16 protein-coding genes and 3 pseudogenes are annotated in these 22,294 nt (G+C 67.2%); 13 read left to right on the top strand and 6 right to left on the bottom strand.

What is annotated here, in order from left to right; translation table 11 throughout:
- Positions 1 to 83: 83 nt before the first annotated feature.
- The 6 genes from ACFVWD_RS22455 (at position 84) to ACFVWD_RS22430 (ending at position 8,310) form a co-directional block, all read left to right on the top strand.
- On the top strand, positions 84 to 386 hold the full coding sequence (locus ACFVWD_RS22455) for a DUF485 domain-containing protein (protein ID WP_389598356.1): 303 nt from the start codon (positions 84 to 86) through the stop codon (positions 384 to 386).
- Positions 387 to 396: 10 nt separating this feature from the next.
- On the top strand, positions 397 to 2,034 hold the full coding sequence (locus ACFVWD_RS22450) for a transporter (protein ID WP_389598354.1): 1,638 nt from the start codon (positions 397 to 399) through the stop codon (positions 2,032 to 2,034).
- Positions 2,035 to 2,373: 339 nt separating this feature from the next.
- Entirely contained in the window at positions 2,374 to 3,285 is a 912-nt protein-coding gene (locus tag ACFVWD_RS22445; protein ID WP_389598352.1) for an alpha/beta hydrolase, read from the top strand.
- Positions 3,286 to 3,468: 183 nt separating this feature from the next.
- On the top strand, positions 3,469 to 5,361 hold the full coding sequence (locus tag ACFVWD_RS22440) for a propionyl-CoA synthetase (RefSeq protein WP_389598389.1): 1,893 nt from the start codon (positions 3,469 to 3,471) through the stop codon (positions 5,359 to 5,361).
- Positions 5,362 to 5,655: 294 nt separating this feature from the next.
- Positions 5,656 to 6,723, top strand: a complete 1,068-nt coding sequence (locus tag ACFVWD_RS22435) for an alkene reductase (RefSeq protein ID WP_389598351.1) — start codon at positions 5,656 to 5,658, stop codon at positions 6,721 to 6,723.
- A 1,014-nt stretch (positions 6,724 to 7,737) separates the two neighbouring features.
- Positions 7,738 to 8,310 carry a TetR/AcrR family transcriptional regulator gene (locus ACFVWD_RS22430; RefSeq protein ID WP_389598350.1) on the top strand — a complete coding sequence of 191 codons (573 nt, stop codon included), beginning with the start codon at positions 7,738 to 7,740 and terminating at the stop codon, positions 8,308 to 8,310.
- A gap of 429 nt (positions 8,311 to 8,739) precedes the next feature.
- On the opposite strand, the gene ACFVWD_RS22425 is transcribed toward ACFVWD_RS22430, so the two are convergent.
- Complete coding sequence (locus ACFVWD_RS22425; RefSeq protein ID WP_389598348.1) at positions 8,740 to 9,609, bottom strand: alpha/beta fold hydrolase; 870 nt, start codon at positions 9,607 to 9,609, stop codon at positions 8,740 to 8,742.
- Positions 9,610 to 10,299: 690 nt separating this feature from the next.
- Positions 10,300 to 11,151 carry an alpha/beta hydrolase gene (locus ACFVWD_RS22420; RefSeq protein WP_351426384.1) on the bottom strand — a complete coding sequence of 284 codons (852 nt, stop codon included), beginning with the start codon at positions 11,149 to 11,151 and terminating at the stop codon, positions 10,300 to 10,302.
- A gap of 593 nt (positions 11,152 to 11,744) precedes the next feature.
- Between ACFVWD_RS22420 and ACFVWD_RS22415 the strand changes: the two genes are divergently transcribed.
- From ACFVWD_RS22415 to ACFVWD_RS22405, 3 genes are all read left to right on the top strand, one after another.
- Entirely contained in the window at positions 11,745 to 12,347 is a 603-nt protein-coding gene (locus ACFVWD_RS22415) for a TetR family transcriptional regulator (protein WP_389598346.1), read from the top strand.
- A gap of 416 nt (positions 12,348 to 12,763) precedes the next feature.
- On the top strand, positions 12,764 to 13,768 hold the full coding sequence (locus ACFVWD_RS22410; RefSeq protein ID WP_389598344.1) for an NADP-dependent oxidoreductase: 1,005 nt from the start codon (positions 12,764 to 12,766) through the stop codon (positions 13,766 to 13,768).
- Positions 13,769 to 13,870: 102 nt separating this feature from the next.
- Positions 13,871 to 14,740 (top strand): alpha/beta fold hydrolase, encoded by an 870-nt coding sequence (locus ACFVWD_RS22405; RefSeq protein WP_389598343.1) that lies wholly within the window; start codon positions 13,871 to 13,873, stop codon positions 14,738 to 14,740.
- 888 nt (positions 14,741 to 15,628) lie between these two features.
- Here the strand turns inward: ACFVWD_RS22405 and ACFVWD_RS22400 are convergent.
- Complete coding sequence (locus tag ACFVWD_RS22400) at positions 15,629 to 16,198, bottom strand: TetR/AcrR family transcriptional regulator (RefSeq protein ID WP_389598341.1); 570 nt, start codon at positions 16,196 to 16,198, stop codon at positions 15,629 to 15,631.
- 457 nt (positions 16,199 to 16,655) lie between these two features.
- Here ACFVWD_RS22400 and ACFVWD_RS22395 point away from each other — a divergent pair.
- A pseudogene (locus ACFVWD_RS22395) lies at positions 16,656 to 17,407 on the top strand (transposase).
- Here the strand turns inward: ACFVWD_RS22395 and ACFVWD_RS22390 are convergent.
- A pseudogene (locus ACFVWD_RS22390) lies at positions 17,376 to 18,086 on the bottom strand (3'-5' exonuclease); the annotation flags it as partial. The pseudogenes ACFVWD_RS22395 and ACFVWD_RS22390 sit on opposite strands and share 32 nt — an antisense overlap.
- Before the next feature lie 18 nt (positions 18,087 to 18,104).
- Here ACFVWD_RS22390 and ACFVWD_RS22385 point away from each other — a divergent pair.
- Positions 18,105 to 18,308: a TetR/AcrR family transcriptional regulator C-terminal domain-containing protein gene (locus ACFVWD_RS22385; protein ID WP_389598340.1), complete on the top strand. Its 204-nt coding sequence runs from the start codon at positions 18,105 to 18,107 to the stop codon at positions 18,306 to 18,308.
- A 493-nt stretch (positions 18,309 to 18,801) separates the two neighbouring features.
- Here ACFVWD_RS22385 and ACFVWD_RS22380 read toward each other — a convergent pair whose 3' ends face one another.
- Positions 18,802 to 19,530 carry a TetR/AcrR family transcriptional regulator C-terminal domain-containing protein gene (locus tag ACFVWD_RS22380; protein WP_389598338.1) on the bottom strand — a complete coding sequence of 243 codons (729 nt, stop codon included), beginning with the start codon at positions 19,528 to 19,530 and terminating at the stop codon, positions 18,802 to 18,804.
- A 111-nt stretch (positions 19,531 to 19,641) separates the two neighbouring features.
- Here ACFVWD_RS22380 and ACFVWD_RS22375 point away from each other — a divergent pair, with 111 nt between their 5' ends.
- A complete protein-coding gene (locus tag ACFVWD_RS22375; protein WP_389598336.1) occupies positions 19,642 to 20,775 on the top strand; it encodes an FAD-dependent oxidoreductase in 1,134 nt (377 codons plus the stop codon).
- Positions 20,776 to 20,827: 52 nt separating this feature from the next.
- Here the strand turns inward: ACFVWD_RS22375 and ACFVWD_RS22370 are convergent.
- A pseudogene (locus ACFVWD_RS22370) lies at positions 20,828 to 21,211 on the bottom strand (phosphotransferase); the annotation flags it as partial.
- 111 nt (positions 21,212 to 21,322) lie between these two features.
- On the opposite strand from ACFVWD_RS22370, the gene ACFVWD_RS22365 reads away from it, so the two are divergent.
- On the top strand, positions 21,323 to 22,204 hold the full coding sequence (locus tag ACFVWD_RS22365; protein ID WP_389598334.1) for a hypothetical protein: 882 nt from the start codon (positions 21,323 to 21,325) through the stop codon (positions 22,202 to 22,204).
- Positions 22,205 to 22,294 lie beyond the last annotated feature (90 nt).

Here is a 22,294-nt window from a genome sequence, read left to right as displayed (position 1 = left end):
CCGTGCACTCGCACTTCCCCTCGACTCCCCCTGGTCGCCAACCAACGCCGCGCCCCACGTACGATGCCGCGCGGCTGCAACGCATGGACAGCCTCCGCGAGAGCGCGCATCGTGCGCAGCGCGCCTTCCTTGTCGTCAACGCGGTTCCCTTCGCCGTCGGCATCACGCTGTCCTGCTTCAGCGACGTTCCCGCAGTGCCGGTGTACGGGAAGCTCAATCTGGGCTTGGTGTGGGGCATCCTTCAGTGCGCACTCTTCGTCGCCACTGCCTGGGTGTACGAGAGTCGAAGTACGCGGTCGTCCGATCCCATCGAACAGTCCCTGACGTCCGGCATGCTCCACACCGAGATATCGGATGCCGCCGCCGTCAACGGGTCCCGGCGGTGAAGCGGTGAGCATGGACATCTTGAGCTCGGGCGTACTCGACCCCATCGGTTCGGACGCGAGACGCCCCGTGATGATTGCCTTCCTGGTCTTCATCGGAGTGGCTCTGCTGTGGCTCTTCACGCTCGCCACAGCGGAGGAGGAGAACCCGGAGGGGCTCTATGTCGCCGACCGGTCCCTCTCCCCGGTCTTCAACGGATTCGCCATGGCCGGCGAGCAGATCTCGGTCGTCACCTTGTTGGCGGTGTCCGGGGGTATAGCCCTGTTCGGTTACGACGGGTTCACGTACGCCCTCGACGGTCTGATCATGCTCGGTGTGCTGCTGCTCCTCGCGCAGCGGATACGCAACAGCGGTCGCTACACACTCGGCGACCTCTTCTCGTTGCGGGCGTCGGGTTCGGGGCCCCGAATCGCCGCGACCGCGGTGACGCTGGCCATCACGATTCCCCTCCTCATCATCCAACTGCGTGTCGCCGGCAGCAGTGCGGCCCTCCTGATCGGCATATCGACCGATGGGGCCCAGGTGGTGTGCACGATTCTGATGGGCTGTCTCGTCGCCTGTTTCGCCGCGGTGGCGGGTCTGAGGGGTAACAGTTTCATGCACGTCGCCAAGGTACCGATCACCTTGGTGACACTTGCGGTGATCACATTGATGGCCCTCAGGAAATTCGACTGGGATCCCGGATCTCTGCTCTCGACCGCGGTGGACAAGAGCATGGCGCCGGAGGACTATCTGAGGCCGGGGTTCTGGCCGTACACGGCGAGCCTCGGGTCACTCAACACATTCGGCAATCACATAGTCTTCATCCTCGGTACGGCCGTGATGCCTCACCAGCTCCTACGGATAGGCGCGTCCCGCACCGGGCGCGCGGCACGGCGATCCATGAGTATCGCCACGGGACTGGTCGGCGCCTTCGTCCTGCTCCTGATCACCACCGGCTTCGCATCAGCGGCCGTGGTGGGCGCGACCGGCATCGGCGCGGTCGACGCCGCTGGGCAGTCGTCCCCGATCCAGCTGGCCTCGGACGTACTCCGTGACGGCTCGACAGGACGCGTCGTGCTCATCACCGTCATGGCGTGCGTCGTCTTCCTCACCGTACTCACCACCGTGACCAGTGTGACGTTCGCTGCCGCCGTCTCCTTCGCACACGACGTGTTCGCGCGAGGCAAGCACCAACGCACCGAGACCGGAGAGATACGGGCACTGCGCGTCGCCGCCGTCATCGTGTGCGCGGTGGGCCTGTCACTGGCCGCTGCAATCCACCGGTATCCGACCGACTTCCTGGTCGCTTTCTCGATCAGCGTTGCGGCTTCATGCGTCTTCCCCGTGTTGATCTACTCGTTCTTCTGGCAACGATTCAACCGCAGAGGACTGCTGTGGTCCGTCTACGGGGGACTGCTGCTCTGCACCGTCCTCACGGTCTTCTCGCCCATCGTCTCGGGAACCGCGTTCGCGCTGTGGCCGGAAGCAAGTTTCGACTGGTATCCGTTCCAGACCCCAGGCCTGGTTTCCGTGCCTGCGGCGTTCGTCCTCGGGTGGCTCGGCAGCGTTACCTCGCCCGCAGAGTCCGAACTCGATTTTCGGCGCATGCAACACAGAATCCTGACGGGACAGACAGCCGGACCTCAGGCCACTGATCCGCAACGGTAGAGGTAAATGGACTGCCGGAGGACCCGGTGTTGTCGTCGTCAGCACCGGAGGCCGCTTTGTCCCCGTCCACCCTCTCGTCTGCATGCTCCTGAACACTGACGCCGCCTCACATCGGACCCACAGTGTTCCCTTCGACTGACTCCGGCCTTGTTGATCAAGGTCAGGAGTGATCCACGCAGGAGCAGCGCGGCCAACGTACTTCGGTCCATATACCCATGGAGTGATTCCAACCTCATCTGAGTTTACTTTCATATACTCAGCCAGTAGCGTCATGGCCACCACACCCACCCGGCCGCACACAACAAGCGGACCGGCACCGACCCGTGAAGGAGCGCCACCATGGGAACAAGCCCAGAGGCTCAGCAGTTCGCGCAGTTCCTCGAGAGCGTGAGCGCGAAGTCGTCGACACCGGGCCTCGACCTGGCCGTCATCCGTGACATCGTCGAGACGAACCACCGGGCCTCGACCGAACCAGAAGGCGTCACCTACGCCGAAGTCGACGCGAACGGCGTCCCCGCCCTCTGGTGCATCCCCGAAAACGCCCACCCCGACCGCGCACTCCTCCACTTCCACTTCGGCGGGTCGGTCACCGCCTCCATGCACTCGGACCGCAAGGCCGCCGGCCACATCGCCAAGGCGGCCGGCGCCCGCTCCCTCGTCGTCGACTTCCGCCTGGCGCCCGAACACCCCCACCCGGCACAGCTCGACGATGCCGAGACCGCCTACCGATGGCTGCTCTCCCAGGGCTACGAGCCGCGGAACATCGGCAGCACGGGCCACTCGATCGGCGGCACCCTCGCCGTGATGCTGCCGCTACGCCTCCTCGCCAAGGGCGAGGCCACCCCTGGTGCGATCGTCAGCGTCTCGCCGTGGACCGACCTCACCATCCAGCACCCGGCGGTCGACGAGAACGAGGACAACGACAAGATGCTCAGCCGCGCTACCCTCGAACTCTTCCGGGGAGCCTGGCTACAGGATCCCGCGGTGGACTTCGCCGCCCCCGAGATCAGCATCGCGAACGCCGATCTGACGAGCCTGCCGCCCACGATCGTCTACTACGGCGAGTACGAGACCCTCGCCGACGACGGCGCCGAGCTCGGCCGCCGGCTCGCGGACTTCAAGGTCACCTCCCAGGTCCACTCACTGCCCGAAGGACAGCACTCGTTCGTCCTGGGCGCGGGGCGCGTGCCCGAGGTGAACCAGGCGATCGGGCAGATGGGCCAGTGGCTGCGCCGGCATCTCGGCGCGTGAGCAGAACCTGAACCTGGCGACGGGGCCTGCCGGCCGGGCCCGCTGCACCACCGCGATGCCGGTGACCACGCCGATGGTCTCCGGCATCCTGCTCGACCATGTCGGCGGCATACGGTACTTGTGTCCGACACCGTTCAGCACGCCGCCACACCCCTGCCCCTCGATGCCACGAAGGAGTGCGCGATGGGAACGTACGAGGACGTCTTCCGCGCCAGTACCGAAGACCCGGAGAGCTTCTGGCTGAAGGCGGCCGAGGGCATCGACTGGGATGTCACTCCGCGACGCGCCCTGGACTCATCGGGCGCACCCTTCTACCGCTGGTTTCCCGACGGGCGGCTCAACGTCTGTTTCAACGCGCTCGACCGGCACGTCGAAGCCGGCCGCGGCGAACAGCCCGCACTCATCCACGACTCACCCGTGACCGGCACCCGGCGCACCTACACCTACGCGCAGCTGAGAAACGAGGTGGCGGCGTTCGCCGGAGCACTCGCGCAGCTCGGCGTGGAGCACGGCGACCGTGTGGTCATCTACATGCCGATGGTCCCCGAGGCCGCGATCGCGATGCTGGCCTGCGCACGCATCGGCGCTGTCCACTCGGTCGTCTTCGGGGGGTTCGCCCCGCACGAGCTCGCCCTCCGCATCGACGACGCGGCCCCCAAAGTGGTCGTCTCCGCATCCTGCGGCATCGAGGGCAAGCGCGTGATCCCGTACAAGCCGCTCCTCGACCGGGCGATCGAACTCGCCATCCACAAGCCGCAGAAGAGCGTGATCCTGCAACGCCCCCAGGAGCAGGCCGAGTTGGGGCCAGGCGATCTCGACTGGGCGGACCTGGTCGCCGCCGCACCGCCGGCCGACTGCGTTCCCGTCCCCGCCACCGACCCGCTCTACATCCTCTACACCTCCGGAACGACCGGAAAGCCCAAGGGAGTCGTGCGTGACTGCGGCGGCTACGCGGTCGCCCTCCACTGGTCGATGGGTGCCGTCTACAACGTGGGTCCGGGCGAGACGATGTTCACCGGCTCCGACGTCGGCTGGGTCGTGGGGCACTCGTACATCGTCTACGCACCCCTGCTGGTCGGCGCCACGACGGTCCTCTACGAAGGCAAGCCGGTGGGCACCCCGGACGCGGGCCAGTTCTGGCGCGTTGCCGCCGAGTACCGGGTCAAGACCATGTTCACGGCACCCACCGCCTTCCGGGCCATCCGCAAGGAGGACCCGCGGGGAACGCTCACCGCGGGCTACGACCTGACCGGCCTGCGCCACCTCTTCCTCGCCGGCGAGCGCCTCGACCCTGAGACCTATCACTGGGCGAGCGAGCTTCTGGGTATCCCGGTGATCGACCACTGGTGGCAGACCGAGACCGGCTGGCCCATCGTCGCCAACCCGGTGGGCATCGAGGCGGCTCCCCTCAAGCCCGGGTCCCCGACCCGCCCACTGCCGGGATGGGACGTCCGCGTCCTCGACGCGTCGGGCAGGCCGGTGCCCGCAGGCGTCGACGGTGCGATCGTCGTGAAGCTCCCCCTGCCGCCCGGCGCACTCCCCACGCTCTGGAAGGACGACGACCGCTACGTCGCCTCCTACCTGTCCGCCTTCGCCGGCTACTACCTGACCGGCGACAGCGGCCACATCGACGACGACGGCTACGTCTTCGTCATGGGCCGCACCGACGACGTCATCAACGTCGCCGGACACCGGCTGTCCACCGGCAGCATGGAAGAGGCTCTGGCCGCCCATCCCGACGTCGCCGAATGCGCCGTCATCGGTGTCGCCGACGCCCTGAAGGGGCAGGTGCCGCGCGGCTTCGTCGTTCTGAAAGCCGACATCGACCGTGAACCGAGCGTGATCGAGGCCGAACTCGTCCAGCTCGTACGCGAGCGCATCGGCGCCGTCGCCTCGCTCAAGGACGTCTCGGTCGTAGCCGCCCTGCCCAAGACCCGCTCGGGAAAGATCCTGCGCAAGACGATGCGCGGTATCGCCGACGGTCACGACGAGTCCATCCCCTCCACGGTGGACGACCCCGGCGTCATCGAGGTCCTGCGCCCTGTGCTCCGCCGCAGCCCCGGTCACACCCCGTGAACGGCTGACTCGCAGCCTGACCGACGGCGGGCTGGCCAGTCGACCGGGGTGTCGCTTCACATCGGAGCGGGCCGCCACCCCGGACTACCTGGCCTTGCGACTGCTCGCACACTCACATAGTATTATGAATGTAATTCTATGGATGGCGCCGGCGTAACTCGGTCGGCAGGGGTCATGGCGGGTGCGCCATCGGGCTCGGAAACAGGAATGCCCGGTCACCCCGGTCGATCACGCCCACACGGTGCCTGTCTATGCCTCTCAGCGATCCATCACCCATCATCTGAGGAATCACCCATGCCCAACGTCCTGTGGAACCCGACCGTCGTCGGAGAGATCTCCCTGCCGCACCGGCTCGCCATGGCCCCCTTGACCCGCAGCCGTGCCACCCCGGACGGCGTCCCGACGGAGCTGAACGCCGAGTACTACGCCCAGCGCGCCTCGCACGCGCTCATCATCACCGAGGGCACCCAGCCTTCCGCCGACGGCCAGGGCTACCCGGTAACCCCGGGCATCTACACCGAGGAACACATCGCCGGCTGGCGCAAGGTCGCCGACGCCGTACACGGGGCCGACGGGCGCATTGTCATCCAGTTGATGCACGCCGGGCGTATCGCCCACCCGGACAACACGCCCCACCACCGGCAGCCGGTGGCTCCCTCCGCGGTCAAGCCGGCGGGCCAGACGTTCACCGCATCCGGGCTCCAGGAGATGCCGGTGCCGCGTGAGCTGTCCACCGAGGAGGTCGCCGCGACGGTCGACGACTTCCGGCGCGCCGCCGCCGCGGCCATCGCGGCCGGCGCCGACGGCGTAGAGATCCACGGGGCCAACGGCTACCTGGTCAACCAGTTCCTCTTCCCCAGCGCCAACCAGCGCACCGACCAGTACGGGGGCTCCCTCGACAACCGCATCCGTTTCGCGGTGGAGGTCGCCACGGCAGTGGCCGACGAGATCGGCGCCGGCCGCACCGGCATCCGGATCTCTCCCGGCAACCCCTTCCAGCTCAACGACCTCGTGGAGAGCGACCCGCACGAGCTCTACCCGCACCTCCTGCACGCCCTCGCCCCGCTCAAGCTCGCCTACCTGCACATAGGACACGGCGGCGACGAGGAACTCCTCTTCACTCTCCGCAAGCTGTGGCCGACGACGCTGATCCTCAACCGGGCCGGTACTGACATCCCCACCCGTACCAAGGACATCGAGGACGGTCTGGCCGACGTCATCACCGTCGGCACCATGGCCCTCGCCAACCCCGACCTCGTCGAGCGCGTACGCGCCGGCGCACCCCTGAACACCCCCGACCCCAACACCTTCTACGGCGGCGGGGCAGAGGGATACACCGACTACCCCACCTACGAAGCCTGACGAAGGCCCCGGCGCCCGAGGGAACCACCGGCCTCGGGCGCCTCAACACAGCTGCGGCGCCCGGCGGCCCGAGGAGCCAGGGGCCGCCACCGACGTACGCCGCAGCCGTTTCGCCTCGCACCCGGCGTTTTACACACAGGACGAAGGAGTCCGGCATCACCGCACAGACATCACCGACGCCTCACCTTCGAGAGCGAGGCACCGGGAAGAGCACGCAGCTGCTGGTGGCGCGGGTGAACACACGGTCTTTCGCGTCGACCAACTGCGCCTGAGCAAAGTCGGCTTAACGACCTTGCTGACAACCGCGCCGATGGCGCGCACCGTACCCGCGTCCACGGTGACCCGCCGCAGAGTCGAGCCGGGTGGCGGAGATGACGACATGCACCTTGTCGATCGGGGCGTAGCGCTCCTCGCCCGGCGTCAGGGAGAAAACCGCTCTGCCGGGATCCACCTCGTCCAGGGTGAAGTGGATGGCGTAGTTGACGGGTAGCCCCGGCAGTCGCCCCGCCTGCAGCTCGCACAGGTAGTCAATGCCGACCCTACGTCCGGCGGCTTCCGCCGGGGCCGTGGGATCTTCCCAGTGATATGGAGTGGCTTGCGGCGAGCACAGAGAACCGTCCCGTCCAGCGCGCTCGACGTCGTCGCTCCCGCAACAGCCACCCCCTGACCAGCAAAGGCCGGGACCTGCGGCCTGTCCTGATGACGCTGAGCCGGCGGGGCGAGAGGCGCACTCTCGGCCCCGAGGGCCCCGTGCTGGACGCCCCACACCGACTGCGACGCCCCCGTCCGCGTCGTCGTCGAGTACTCAGCCGATCACCCCGTCCTCACGCCCGGGGAAGTCACCGCCTGACTGGGACCTGGCGCTCGCCTCCGGTCGTGGGCCATCGACCTCCAGTCCGTACGATCACGGATCAGCGGCCGAAATCACCTGCCGGTCATAATATTACGTATATCAGGCCATGGATTAGGCTTGAGTGCGAGGCAACGGCCTCAGGGAGCGAACGGAGGAAGCTCGTGGTGCGCTACACCAAGGAGCACAAGCTGGTGACGCGGCAAAGGATCATCGAGAAAGCCGGCCATCGGTTCAAGCAGGACGGCATCGACGGCTCGGGCATCTCCACGCTGATGTCGGATGCCGGGCTCACCAACGGAGCCTTCTACGCCCACTTCACGTCCAAAGACGACCTCGTCGCTCATGTCGTGACCGACGAACTACGCTCACAGGTCGCGAAGTACGGCACCCTGCGGCCCGGCCGCCCGGGACTCGAAGACCTCATTCGCGAGTATCTGTCCCCTGACCACCGGGACCACCCCGGCCTCGGATGCCCCTCCGCCGCCCTGCTCGACGAGATCGGCCGCTGCGGGGACGGGACCAAGCAGGCCTACACCGACGGCGCGCGGGACATCGTGGATGAGATCGCCGCCCGTCTGGTACCTGAGGATCCGAAGTCCGCCCGCGGCACAGCCATCGGGCTTTTCACCATGCTGGTGGGAACGCTGCAACTGTCCCGCGCCCTCTCCGACCCGAAGTTCGCCGATGAGGTCCTTGAGCAGGGGATCGAGAACGCCCTCGCATTCATGAGGTGAGGGGGACACCTACGGCTGCCCCACGGAGTGACCGGGAGGCAGCTCACAACCCGAACCACAATCATCACAAATGGCAGCCCCCGAACCCCGGCCTGGTCATCGCGTTGCGTCGGGAGCGCGACCGGGCCGAACGATCGGCTTGCGAGGGAGGGACAAAACCGCCCACGCGGCGCGCCCGTTCTTGCGTTGAGCACGCCTTCGCCCGGCTGGAGAGACTGGACCGATGCCCCGTCGTTGCCGCCGACCGTGAACGACGGAGACGTCCACCACGCCAGTCTTGGGTCCGCCTTCCCGCAGCGCCCCGCCATCGGCGAATCACCGGGAAGCAGGCGGGTCGGCAACTCCGAACGGACACTCAAGCCGCTCGCCCAAAGGGCGTCACGGCTTTGAGGCAACGTCCTCGACCCAGGCGACAACGGCGCTTCGCGCCTACTGCTGTTCGAGGAACTCGAGAGCCGTCTCCACGAACTGCCGGTGGTACTGGAAGATGCCGCCATGGCCGGCGTCCGGGTAGAGCACCAACTCGCCGTTTGGCACCCGCCGAGCCAGGTCGACCGAGTTCTGGGTCGGAACCATCCTGTCGTTCTCACCGTTCGCGACGAGCACAGGCTGATGGATGACGGAGAGATCGTGGCGCCGCTCCAGCCCCCAGCGGTGAATGGCCTTGAGCTGGTTGCTGTACGAAATCGGGGAGATCGCCTTGTCCCGGTCGACGGTGCGTTCCTTCAGGCGGGCCAGGAACTCCTTCCCGGCCCGACGCCCATTGGCCGTGCGGGTGAAGAAGAGGAACTGCTTCGGATCCTGAAAGGTGAACAGTCCCCGGACGGTGTCGAGATGGGACAGCCGGGTCACGTTCTTGATGCCCTCGCCACCCGCGGGACCGGTACCGGTGAGGATCAGCTTGCGGACGAGGTGCGGTTCGGTCTGCGCGATCACCTGGGCGATCATGCCGCCCATCGAGAAGCCATGGAGATCGACATACTCGAGGCCGAGCGCCCGGATGAAGGTGACGGCATCCTTCGCCATCGCCTGGATGGTGCGCGGCGTCGAACCACTGGAAGCACCAACACCCCTGTTGTCGAAAGTGATGACCTTGCGCTTCGCGGCGATGCCATCGACAACCCTGGGATCCCAGTTGTCGAGCACTGCGGCGAGGTGGGTGAGAAAGACCACCGGGACGCCGGACTGGGGACCGAGTTCGCGGTAGGCGAAGGTCACTCCCCCGGCGATGATGGTGCGGGTCGGTGCGTTCTTGTACGACGTCACGACGTCGCCCCGTACTTCCTGTGAGTCAGTCACGGTCGTGCCCTTCGGCATGGGGTTCCTGCAAAGGCGCCAACCCCTTCTTCACGGAGGGGGAGGGCGCGGAGCAGTTACCTGCGTCTCCCGGCTGCGGCTGCAGTCTGCGGGGTCGACGGTCAAGGGCCGTGGGCGTCGGAACCCTGAGCGGTTGAGCCCCTCAGCATCGCGTCGACGATTAAAGTATGACCGTAATTCCATGAGCCCGCAAGCCGATGCCCCGAACGAGCTGACGTCATCGCTGGAATCACGAATCGGCTCTCCTGGCAGTCTCGACTCGTCGCGTCAGGAAGCCGTGACTCACTCACTGGCGACCGCGGGCCGGACATGGGCGTCGTCAGCGGTCACCCAACAGCGGCTTGACCTCGACCCTCACGAGATCGCTGGGAGAACCGGTTGCAGAAGGCCCATCAGCCTGCACCGGAGCGAACCACCGCGGGCCCGTCGCAGGTCATACTCACCTGTTCAGCGCCTGCAGCCCTGAACAGGTGAGTATTCCGCTCAACCGCGCGGCCAAGCGGCATCTGGCGGTCATACGTCACGTCGAAGAGGACATCTCCGCGAAGTTCTCGACTGAAGTCACATCGACGGGACGCACCGACTGCCAACCAGGTCTCATGGTGGTGACGTTCGACCATCACGCGAGCGCCGCCCCCGCATCGTTCGGGGGCGGCGGTGGAATCGACGTGGTCAGGCGGCGAGGAAGTCGGCCACCTGCTTAGTGAAGGCCTTGGCGTACTGGAACAGGAACGCGTGGCCGGCGCCGGTGTAGAGCACGAGGGTGGCGTTGTCGAGGTGCTGGACCGCTACGTAGGAGTTGTGGGCGGGGATCATCACGTCGTTCAGGCCGTTGGCGTAGAGGACGGGCTGCTTGATGGCCTCCAGTTCCGCCTGTACCTGGTCGAAGGGGGCTGCGAGGAGCGCCGCCGCCGCGGCGAGCATGCCCTGCGCCGCCGTCTCGGAGACCGCGGGGCCGCCCGCGGCGAGCCGGGTCGAGACGTGCTCGAAGTGCTCGCGCCCGGAGGCACGGGCCGCCTCCGTCTCGGGGTAGAACAGGAACAGCATGTCCTCCAGGTCGGCATCGGGCTTGGCCATGATGCCCAGGACCTTCTCACTGAAGTCCGGTGCGCCGGGCACCCAGCCGGCCGGGCCGCTGCCCGCCACGACGAGCTTGCGCACCAGTTCGGGGCGTCGCAGGGCGACACGCTGGGCCACGATGCCACCCAGGGACCAGCCGAGCAGGTCGGCGTGCGTGAGGCCGAGTGCGTCGATGAACTCGATGGCGCCCTGGGCGAATCCTTCGAGGGAGTCGCGCGGCTCGCCGTCGGTGTAGCCGACGCCGACGTTGTCGAACACGATCACGTCGTGGTCGGCGGCCAGGTAGTCCAGGAACTCCGGGTCCCACCAGTCGATGGTGCCGCGGAAGCGGTTGAGCAGGACGAGCGGAACTCCGCCCTGCGGCCCCATCCGCCGGTAGGTGAACGTCGCGGAGGGGCCCTCGACGGTGAGGTCCTCGGCCTTGTCTGCCAGATACGTGCTCATGATGTGTCCTTCTCCTGTTGACGGGTGTGCGCGACCTCTCACGGGTCTGCTCACGCAGCACACCGAAGACGCGCTGGGCCTGCGGGACGGAGTTCTCTTCACCGGCGCCCGACGTACTGAGCTGGCGCTGTCGGCCAAGTCGCAGATCCGCCCGAACGGATCGATCACCTGCTCGACCACGTTGTTGACGTAGGCGTCACTGGCTGCTTCGAGGTGGATCAGCCGCCGCGACGGGTGACGCCCGTGTCTTCCGACTCGTTCCGACCACCTCGGAGTCCGCCTTGCCGAGCGCAAGGGCGGCACCTTCCGGGATGGAAAATTAAATTACGCTCATAATACTATGCATGGGAGACGACGGGCGCAAGTGAGTCCCGGCGACCATCCACACTCCGCGGCGCGCCGCGAACGCCCCCGAGCCGCCGACGAGATGACCCGCCACGAGGGGATGCGAGGCCCAGTCTCCAGGCACGACACCTCGCCGCCGACGGAGCAGCCGCCAAGGCCCTCAAGCCATTGAATTATGTTCGCAATACAATAGAGCGAGCGAGTCCGCGGAGAGCAAGCAACCCCTCCGGCGAGCGAAGGAGCGCACGGTGCGATACGGGAATGATCACAAGCAGGCAACCAGGCAACGGATCATCGAGGCGGCCGGACGCCGGTTCAAGCGGGACGGCATCGACGGCTCGGGCATCTCGACCCTCATGAAGGACGTGGGGCTCACCAACGGCGCCTTCTACACCCATTTCATATCGAAGGACGACCTCGTGGCGACCGCGGTCGCCGACCAGTTGCAGGCACAGAACGCGAGCATCGTCGCTCAGGCGGCACCCGGCCGCGCGGGACTTGAGCAGATCGTGCGGTGGTACCTTTCCGCCCAGCACCGGGACAGCTCCGACGACGGCTGCCCCTCCGCCGCCCTGCTCGACGAAATCCGGCGCTGCACAGATCCGACCAGGCAGGCGTACACCGACGGCATACTGATGGTCATCGACGGTATCGCCGCCCGCCTGGCACCCGACGATCCGCCCTCGGTCCGCACCAAGGCACTCAGCACCTACGCCATGATGGCCGGCACGCTGCAGCTCTCCCGAGCCCTCACCGACAGGCAGCTCGCCGATGAGCTGCTCGAACAGGGCATCCGCAACGCCTTCGCCCTGCTCGGCGTCGAGCATGAGCACGCGAGGACCTCGACCTGACGTACCCAGGGAACGCACGCATCCGCACCACAGATCTCACCCTCTTACACCCGGTCGGCACACCGCGGCAGCCCCGAGAGCAACGGGTCCCCTTGCGGTCCACCGACCCGCCACATAGCATTATGAATGTAATTCAATGAAGCTTGATCATCGCCCGCCACACGGTCCGACCGTGGCATCCACGACACGCGCAGGGCAACCGTGGAAGGTTCTACCGACCTCGGCAGATGCCGGACGCCACACCCTCGGATGCGCTCATCACCGAGGCCCCCCGAAAGTCAGCACCAAGAGCCCCGCCACCCGCAAAACCCGCTGCATAAAAGATCGCACACCAGCACGAACTACCGTCCACTACCCGGACCAGCCCGGGCCGAACAGCACCCCGGTCCGCTTGCGGACATGATACGGAGACGACGATGAGGGCATTCACGGTAGAGCGCTACGGCAACAAGGCCGGCGTGCGCGTCGGCGAGGTGCCGGACCCGAAGGCGGGCGCGGACGACGTGCTGATCCGGATCCAGGCCGCGAGCATCAACCCGCTCGACCGCATGATCCGGGACGGGAAGATGAAAGCGATCCTTCCTTACCGGGTCCCGTTCGTCCTGGGCAACGACCTGGCCGGAGTGGTGGTCGAAGTGGGTGCGGCCGTCACGCGGTTCGCCGTGGGCGACGAGGTCTTCGCGCGGCCCGACAAGGACCGGATCGGCACGTTCGCCGAACTCATCGCGGTGCACCAGGACGACGTGGCGATCAAGCCCGCCACACTCACCATGGAGGAGGCAGCGTCCCTTCCCCTGGTCGCCCTGACCTCGTGGCAGGTACTGGTCGAGCGGGCACGCATCCAGCCGGGCCAGAAGGTCCTCATCCACGCGGGTTCCGGCGGCCTGGGCACCATCGCCATCCAGCTTGCGAAGCAGTTGGGTGCGCACGTGGCGACGACCACGAGCACGGCCAACGTCGACCTGGTGAAGCGTCTGGGTGCGGACGTTGTCGTCGACTACAAGAAGCAGGCGTTCGAGACGGAGCTGCACGACTATGACGTCGTCCTGGACTCCCTCGGCGGCGAAACGCTCACGAAGTCCTTGAACGTGCTCAAGCCCGGCGGGAAGGTGATCAGTGTCGCGGGCCCTCCCGACGCCGCGTTCGCCAGGGAGTTGGGAGCGAATCCGGTCATCCGACTGGTGATGTCCGCGCTGAGTCTCCGGATCCGACGACGCGCCCGGCGCCGCAACGTGACGTACTCGTTCCTGTTCATGACGGCCAGTGGGGACCAGTTGCGCGAGCTCACCCCTCTCATCGAGTCCGGCACGATCCGACCCGTCATCGACACCGTCTTCCCGTTCGAGTCGACCCGAGAGGCGCTGGAGCACGTCGAAGCGGGGCGCGCGAAGGCTGGCAAGGTCGTCGTCAAGATGACGTGAGGGAGCAGTCCTGCCGGCCAGTCAAGGTCCTCCACGAGCACCCGAACGACGCCGCCCGCGGCAGCCAGAAGTGCCCTGAAACCGCTACAGAAAGACCCGGACATGACCACACCGCGAAATTCTCCTTCCCCCTCGATGCCGTCGTACAAGAACGCGCCGACCCGCTCCGTGTCCGTTCGCGGCGAGGACTTCGCCTACCGGGAACTCGGCCCCGAGGGCGGCGTGCCGCTGATCCTCCTGATGCACCTGGCCGGGGCCCTGGACAACTGGGACCCGCGCGTCGTCGACGGACTCGCCGCGCGACGTCGGGTCATCACCTTCGACAACCGCGGGGTGGGCGGATCGGGTGGCTCCACGCCGGACACGATCGAGGCGATGGCTCGTGACGCGGTCCTGTTCATCCGAGCCCTCGGGTTCGACCAGGTCGATCTGCTCGGCCTGTCGATGGGGGGCTTCATCACACAGGTCATCGCGGAAGAGGAACCGCACCTCGTCCGCAAGGTCATCCTCGCCGGCACGGGCCCCGCGGGAGGCCCCGGCATCGACAAGGTCCCGGCACTCACCATCCAGGCCACGCTCAAAGGCGCCTTGACCCGCCAGGATCCCAAGCTCTCCCTCTTCTTCACCGAAACCGCAGGCGGCCGACGGGCCGGACGCGCCTTCCTGGAACGGCTGAAGGAGCGCACACAGAACCGCGACAAAGACATCTCGCTGCCTTCGTTCCGCGCCCAGTTGAAGGCCATCAAACGGTGGGGCCGCCAGGCGCCGTCAGACCTGTCGGACATTCGTCAACCGGTACTCGTGGCAAACGGTGAGAACGATCGGATGGTGCCCAGCCGGAACACACTCGACCTGGCCGCACGTCTGCCCCAGAGCCAACTTGTCCCCCTCTACCCGGATGCCGGACACGGAGGAATCTTTCAGTACCACGATGAATTCGTGACAAGAGCGCTTGAATTCCTCGAGTCCTGAACCCGCGCGACTGTCGTTGGAGCGGATACTCAAGGCCGCCGAGTTGACGCCTGCCGACCAGTAGTGCGATGGGCCCTCCGGCGCCGAATGCTCGGCCGGTATGCGTGCCTACAGCACCGCCTCGCGCCCGTCGGGTACCTTGTCGCCTTCCGGTTCACCACCGTCCGACCGCCCTGACAGGCGCCTTGGGCATCGCCCGGTACGAGGACCAGTTGGTCTCTCGCGGCTGCCGAAGCGTCTGCCGCAGTCAAACAGCGTTGGACCCGCACGGCAACGCCATGCACCCTCGTTTCGGCAACTTCGTGCTCCTGGCCACCGTCCTCGTAGACGCCGAGGTGAGCGAGTACAGGACGCGCTGGACCTCACTCCCTGCGTGGAGTGCAAGTTGTGCATGGCCACCTGCCCTGTGGGGGCCGACAGGAAGGGGGGACTTCGACCTCCTCGTCTGCGTCACGCACAACTACCGTGAGTTCACGGGCGGGTTCACCGACTGGGCGCAGACCGTGGCCGACTGCGACGACGCCGTCGGCCTCCGCTCTCTGGTCACGAGGCAGAGGACGCCTCGATATAGCAGAGCCTGGCCTTCAGGCCGAACGGCAAGTCCGGCTGCCGCCTGGCCGTCTACCCCGTCGTCTAGGACGTCCTCGGCCCCTACCTCGCGACGACCGCAAACAGTTCATGGCCACGATGCTGCGCCCCCTGCAGGACAAAGCTGAGGCCTTGTCCGTCCTCCCGGACTCGGACGCTCAGCGCTACGCCGCACGCCGTTGCCCGCACAAGCCGGTCAGACAGATGACCGACGGCTGGCAACCGCCCGCTAAGCGAGGCCCTGATTCCGCTTCCGCCGGACGGCGGTCACGGCGTCGAGTGCAGACAGGGCACGTCGCCTCAGCACAGACCCGCCGCGTCGAGCAGCGCGTTGAGGGTGGGCGCGACGAGTCCCGACAGATCGTCGACCTTGATGCCCGCACGGGCGCTCGCGCCGTCGAAGACCAGAGTCAACTGCCTGGCCAACAGGTCAGGGTCGTTCGCCCCGCCTCGTGCGGCTTCGGAGCGGAAGAAGGCCATCAGGTTCCCCTTCACCTGTCGCGCGACCCGGCTCGCCGGATGTCCCTCGTCCTTGAGTTCGATCTGGACAGCGAGGTACGGACAGCCGAGGTACTCGGGCAGAGCCGCCTGCGACTCGACCCGCTCGAAGACATACAGGATCCGCTCGCGCGCAGAACGCTCGTCGTCCGGCCCGGGCAGGAAACGGACCACAAAGTCGGCACCGCGTCGCTCCAGGCTCGCCGCCAGCAGCCCGTCCTTGCTCTCGAAGAGCTGGTACATGGAGCGCTTGGACACGCCCGCCGCCTTGCACAGTGCTTCGACACCGACGCTCACGCCGTCGCGATAGGCCAGCGTGGCCGCCGCGTCCAGTAGCCGCTCCCGGGGGCGTGACCTCACCTGTGTGGTCATGCCGATAGGTTAACGCGGATTCCACGGATTGAAAACCGATCGGTTTACCAGTGAGGCATGCACGGCAGGACGCGGCCGCGCGAAGGCTCGGCACCGTCGTCCGCTCGGGAGAGACCGCGCCGAGCACCAAGCGGTGCGCACCACCTCCCGTCCCCACGGGATGCCTCACCACACCGAACTCCCCGGTAGCCTTGCCGACTTCACTCGGCACGGGGACACGATGCAATCCCTTACGGTCGTACAAGGCAGTGACACCGAAGCCGGAGACGGTAGCCACCGCGAGGTCGACGGCCAGCATCACCCAACCCCGCGCCAGGCCGGCGTCGCCTTGGGCGTCGCAGCAGCGAATCGCGCGCACGCCGGCGACGATCTGCCGCAGCGACTCAAGCTCCGCGAGGAAGCGTTAGAAACCGGGCAGCGCCCACAGTGCCGCATACCGGTCGCCGTGGGCACCGGGCTGTGGATCGTGTCGGATGAACTGTGGGCGCTGATCGAGCCGTTGTTGCCCGAGCCGACGCCAAAGCTGGTCGAGGGACGGCCTCGGGTGCCGGACCGGCAGGCCCTGTGCGGGATCCTGTTCGTCCTGCACACTGGCATCCAGTGGGACTACCTGCCGCAGGAGCTGGGCTTCGGCTCAGGGATGACCTGCTGGCGGCGGCCGGCCGCATGGAACGAGGCCGGCGTCTGGGACCAGCTCCATGTGATGCTGCTGGAGAACCTGCGGTCGAAGGACAAGCTGGACTGGTCCCGGGCGGTGATCGATTCCTCGCACGTCCGCGCGGCCCGGCAGCAAGCACCACCTCATCGTCGACGGGCAGGGCATCCCGCTCGCGGTGTCACTGCCCGGCGGAAACCGTGGGCGACGTCACCCAACTCCTGCCGTTGCCCGACAAGATCCCGGCCGTCGCGGGACGGGCCGGCAGGCCGCGCCGACGGCCGGATACGCTGCCGGCCGACCGCGGCTACGACCACGACAAGTACCGCCGTCTGCTCCGGCAGCGCGGGATCCGACCAGTGATCCCGGAGCGAGGTCAGCCCCATGGCACCGGCCTGGGCATCTTCGGCTACGTCGTCGAACGCACGATCTCCTGGCTCCACGGCTTCCGCCACCTGCTCATCCGCTGGGAACGCCGCGACGACATCCACGAAGCGTTCCTCGGTCTCACCGTCTGCCTGATCACCCGCCGCCACGTCCAACGGCTTTGTTAGGGCCCTTTAAATCCGCGGGATGTGCATCGATCCAGGCCAATCCCCCGAGGTCGAGTCGGCGGCGCGCACGCGTGACGGCGACGTATGCGAGGCGTGCGTCAGTGTCGTTGACGGGTTCCGGGATTGGGCGGCCCTCGGTGTCAAGTTGGTCGGTGTCCTTGGGTGGTAGGAAGTCGTCACCGATCCGGACAGTTGGCCATTCGCGGCCCTTGGCCTTGTGGGCGGTGGACACGGTTACGTCGGCATGTTCCTCGTCGACCGCTGCGAGGATGGCGTTGGGACCATGTGTGTCGACGAGGTCGACGAAGGGCTGGAGGTCGCCGCCGACGGGGTCGTAGGCCGCGTACCAGGAGCCGAAGAGGATTAGCTCCGCGTGGCTGGTGTGGCGGCCTTCTTTGAGGTCCCGGGCCGCCAGCGCCAGTGCGGCGAGCGTGTGTCCACTGCGAGCCAGGGCGACGCTGCGGCTTTCGGAGAGAAGCCGCATGACTTCGGCCATGGCTCCGATGTTGGTGCGGCACAGCACCGCGTCCGGGTTGGCGATGTCTCCGATCTCGGTGGGCGTCGTCTCGCTTCCGGTCAGGCGAATGGGTGCCTCTGCGAGTTCGAGCCAGCGGTTGGCCTGTTCTGCGAGGAGAGGGCCGAAGCGGAAGGAGCGGGTCAGCGTGAGAGCAGTGGCGTCAACGCGGCGTCGCAGGACTTGGCGGACCGCATCGCCCAATTCGCCGACGCCGGACTCCTGGACACGGACAACCCACGCCTGGCCGCCGACCACTTCAGCGCCCTGACCGTCCTGCTGGCCTACGAACGGCAACCGATCCCCGCCACCGCCGACCCGGAAAAGGTCGGCCAGACCATGGCCGACGGAGCCCACGCGTTCATCCGCGCGTACGCCGCGCGCTAGGAACGGGTGCCGTACCCGCGTGAGGACGGAGCCGGGAACGCGCTGGGCGGGACGCCGCTTCTGGATGTCTCCGAACCGGGTCTGTTCTCGTATGGCTGCGGCAAGGCGGCGTGCGTCTTGATCGTGACGGCGGACTCCGCGATTCCCGGCTCCATACCCGGGTCAACGCCGCCGCCCCCAAGACGACCCGGCCACCGGGCCCGGCGCGCTCGCTTGACCCAGATAGGTGAGTCAGCGCCGCGTATCGCCGGGCGCGAGGAGGCTGGTCAGCCCCGAGATCGCCTCGAGGGAGGGCTTGAAGTAGTGGATCGACTTCCCCCGGGGCTGGTTCGCCGAGCTGGCCACCAAGCAGATACGACGAGGCGTCCGCCGCTCCGTGCATGCCCTGGCGGGTCGTTTCGGGGAATCGCGTTGCGTCGGGGGTTCGGCGCGCGGAGGCCGGCGTCGGGGTGTGGAGTTCCCCGATGAACCGCCAGGTGACGCTGCCGGACCGTCAGGGCCGGACCGGGAGGTTGGCCTCCCATCCGTCGAGGAGTCGTTCGAGTCCCAATTCGAACCCGCGCTCGGCCCTGTCGGCCGCGTGGGGAAGCTCGGCATCACGAATGACCCGGGCGAGGAGTGGATGGCGCCCGCTCTTGACGACTTTGTCGAGGTAGGGCGCATGGGCGTCCATCCATTCCTGGATGCCGACTCCGGAGCGTCGGACGGCTTCCTGTTGGGCGAGCTCGCCGATGGAGTAACCGCGGACGAAGGCCTGCAGCGTGTCGACGACGGTGATCATGACGTCGATGTCGAAGCCGAGGGGATCGAGGGCGGCGAGTGCGTGTTCGATGGCATCGAGGGAGTTCGGTCCAAGTGATGGGCGGCCTGCTGCGAGGGAGGTCATCCAGGGATGCCGGTGGAAGGCGGCCCGGGAACGATGGGCCAGGCCTCGCAGGTCGCTGCGCCAGTCACCGGTGGGGGCAGGCGGGCCGCCGTCTTCGGCCGCTACGGCGTCGAGCATGAGGTCGAGCAGGTCGTCTTTGGACGCCAGGTAGCGGTAGAGCGAGGCTGTGCCCGTTCCCAGTTCCTTGGCGACGCGCCGCATGGACAGTGCCTCGATGCCCTCGGCGTCGGCGATCGCGATGGCGGCGGCGGTGATCTCCGCCCGGGTGCGTGAGGGTGCGGGGCCTTTCGCGGCCCGCTCCGGCCGGTTCCAGATCACCGTGTGAGCGTCGTCCATCGGTTTTCCTCCTCGCTACTGCGTCCACTGTTCGCAGTAGTGCTATCGTGATGCCGGTACTGCGAACACCGTATCGCAGTAGAGCGGTGTCCAAGCGAAAGGGAAACCACCATGACCACTCCCGTCACGATCGTCGGCGCCGGGCTCGGCGGCCTGACCCTCGCACGGGTCCTGCACCTGCACGGCATCCCCGCGACCATCTACGAAGCCGAGACATCGGCAGACACCCGCACGCAGGGCGGTCAGCTCGACATCCACGAGTACAACGGGCAGCTCGCCCTCGAAGCGGCCGACCTCACCGACGAGTTCCGCGCGATCATCCACGAAGGCGGCCAGGCCCTGCGCGTGCTCGACCAGCACGGCGCGGTACTGCTCGACCAGCCCGACGACGGCACAGGCGGTCGCCCTGAGGTGCTCCGCGGAGACCTGCGTCGGATCCTGATCAACTCGCTGCCCGACGAGATGATCCAGTGGGGACACAAGGTCACCGGTGTCCGCCCCCTCGGAGACGGTAGGCACGAGCTGACCTTCGCCGACGGGCCAACCGTGACGACCGGCCTCCTCGTCGGCGCGGACGGCGCCTGGTCGAGGATCCGGCCGCTGCTCTCCGACGCGAAGCCCGAGTACGTCGGCACGTCGTTCATCGAGACCTACCTGTACGACGCCGACCAACGCCACCCCGCAGCGTCCAAGGCCGCCGGCGACGGTTCCCTGTTCGCCGTCACAGCCGGCAAGGGAATCCTTGGCCACCGCGAGGCCGACGCCGTTCTTCACACCTACGTCGCGCTCAACAAGCCGCAGGAATGGATCGCCGCCATCCTCGCCAGTCCCGAAACGGCCGCAGCCCACGTCGCGGCAGAATTCACCGGATGGGCGCCTGAACTCACCGCACTCATCACTGACGGGGAAACCGCCCTCGCCCCGCGCCCGATCAACGCCCTGCCGATCGGCCACCGCTGGGACCGCGTTCCCGGAGTGACACTGCTGGGCGACGCCGCCCACCTCATGTCACCGTTCGCCGGAGAGGGCGCCAACCTCGCCATGTTCGACGGCGCCGAACTCGGCAAAGCCATCGCCGCACATCCCGACGACGTCGAAGCCGCCCTTGCGGAGTACGAGCAGGCCCTTTTCCCCCGCAGTGCCCAGTTCGCCGCCGAATCCGACAAGAACCACCGGCTCATCTTCGGCGACAACTCCCCCGCCAGCCTGCTCGACCTGCTCATCGGCCAGGAGTCGACCGAGTGAGCGCGATCGCCGGAGGGGAGAGGGAGTCAACGAGACGAAGTCAGTACTCTGCTTACGCCGGGCGACGCGCGTCGGTGACGTAGGCCGCCGAGCCGTGCTCACCAGGCCAGCGGACCGATGCGACGAGTCGTCGCAACGCGGCGGTGGCGGGTGGACCCCAGGTGGCCTTGCCGCCGGGGCGCCCGTGGACGCCGGCCTCCCCGATGAGGATGCCGCTCAGAGCGCGCAGCACCGCCCAGCCGCGGGCGCGGCGCAAGGTCGCGGCGTCCGGGGTCGGCTGGTAGGCGCCATAAAAGCGGTCGGCGGCACCGTCCGGCAGCAGGATCCACGCCGCGGCGAGGTCGAAGGCTGGATCGCCTGCGAAGAGGTCACCGAAGTCGATCACGCCGCAGAAAGTGCCGTCTGCGGTGAGAACGTCGGCCGGAAGCGGTTCCCCGGGTTGCGCCTCGCCGACCCCGCCGCCAGACCCGCCTTCAAGCACCGGGCACTGATCTACGGTCTGCGATCCCTGCCCAAAACCTGGTGACCATCCTGGAGGGAACAACCGTTGACCATCGACGAACAGTCCAACGCCGCGCTATTGGCCGAGGACGAGTTTCCTGACCACCAGCAGGTGGTGCAACGGTTCGGCGACCTCGCACCGGACGGCACGACAAGCACGGTGGCATTGTCGCGTCTGTTCGAGCATCCCCGGGTTGGTCTGCGCTTCTCGCGCTTCGACAAGCTCACGGCTGACGGCGGGTTCAAGCCGTACCAGATCCTGTTTGTCGGCCAGCGTGTTGAACGGCAGACGGCGTTCGGCAAGGTCGGCGCGACCGTCCGGATCGGCACCGGTATCCGCGCGATCGGACGGTCCTCGTACACCTACGGTCAAGGCATGTTCGTCGACGGGCACCTCGTCGCCACGGCTGAGGCCACCATCGTCCTCGCCGACAAGTCCGGGCCGATCACCTTGCCGGACGAACTGCGCGCCGACCTTGAGGAGCTGCAACTGCCTCAAACCAGTGCAGCAATCGCGTCGAAACCCGACCCGCGTCGCCGCGAGCGGCAGTACTACCTGGCCGCTGCCACCGTCCACAGCCGCGTCGGGGACGTCGACCTCAACCAGCACGTCAACTACATCGCCCAACTGGGCTGGTACGACGAGGCGATCACGTCTTATGCACACCGTCTGCTGGGAGACGACGCTGCCAGGGAGCTCCCCCGATACCTCCCTTGGCGCTACCGCGTGACCTACCTCGGCGAAGTCCTTCATCCTCGCTCCTACGACATCGCGATCGCCGTCAGCGGACACGACGAGCACACCGTGCACTACGAACTGGGACTGTTCGACGGCGGACAGTGCCTGGGGACCGCGGACGCCGCCGCACCACGCGGCAAGCTTGCCGCCACCGCACTCGCCTGGCCCCGCCAATGGATCAGCTCGTGAATTCGCCGTCGCTGATGACCGGTACGCGCTCACCGTTCCAGAACACAAGTCGATCAAGCCGCAGGCAAGAGAGATCGTCGCCGGCCAGCC

Source organism: Streptomyces sp. NPDC058086 (genome assembly GCF_042885015.1).
In the GTDB taxonomy this organism is placed as follows: domain Bacteria; phylum Actinomycetota; class Actinomycetes; order Streptomycetales; family Streptomycetaceae; genus Streptomyces.
Note: the sequence above shows the minus strand (reverse complement) of the source record. Positions and strands in the feature narration are given on the sequence as shown.

Coding starts and splice junctions, on each gene's coding strand:
- ACFVWD_RS22455 (WP_389598356.1), top strand. CDS start 84: ATGGACAGCCTCCGCGAGAGCGCGCATCGTGCGCAGCGCGCCTTCCTT.
- ACFVWD_RS22450 (WP_389598354.1), top strand. CDS start 397: ATGGACATCTTGAGCTCGGGCGTACTCGACCCCATCGGTTCGGACGCG.
- ACFVWD_RS22445 (WP_389598352.1), top strand. CDS start 2,374: ATGGGAACAAGCCCAGAGGCTCAGCAGTTCGCGCAGTTCCTCGAGAGC.
- ACFVWD_RS22440 (WP_389598389.1), top strand. CDS start 3,469: ATGGGAACGTACGAGGACGTCTTCCGCGCCAGTACCGAAGACCCGGAG.
- ACFVWD_RS22435 (WP_389598351.1), top strand. CDS start 5,656: ATGCCCAACGTCCTGTGGAACCCGACCGTCGTCGGAGAGATCTCCCTG.
- ACFVWD_RS22420 (WP_351426384.1), bottom strand. CDS start 11,151: ATGAGCACGTATCTGGCAGACAAGGCCGAGGACCTCACCGTCGAGGGC.
- ACFVWD_RS22410 (WP_389598344.1), top strand. CDS start 12,764: ATGAGGGCATTCACGGTAGAGCGCTACGGCAACAAGGCCGGCGTGCGC.
- ACFVWD_RS22405 (WP_389598343.1), top strand. CDS start 13,871: ATGACCACACCGCGAAATTCTCCTTCCCCCTCGATGCCGTCGTACAAG.
- ACFVWD_RS22400 (WP_389598341.1), bottom strand. CDS start 16,198: ATGACCACACAGGTGAGGTCACGCCCCCGGGAGCGGCTACTGGACGCG.
- ACFVWD_RS22380 (WP_389598338.1), bottom strand. CDS start 19,530: ATGGACGACGCTCACACGGTGATCTGGAACCGGCCGGAGCGGGCCGCG.
- ACFVWD_RS22375 (WP_389598336.1), top strand. CDS start 19,642: ATGACCACTCCCGTCACGATCGTCGGCGCCGGGCTCGGCGGCCTGACC.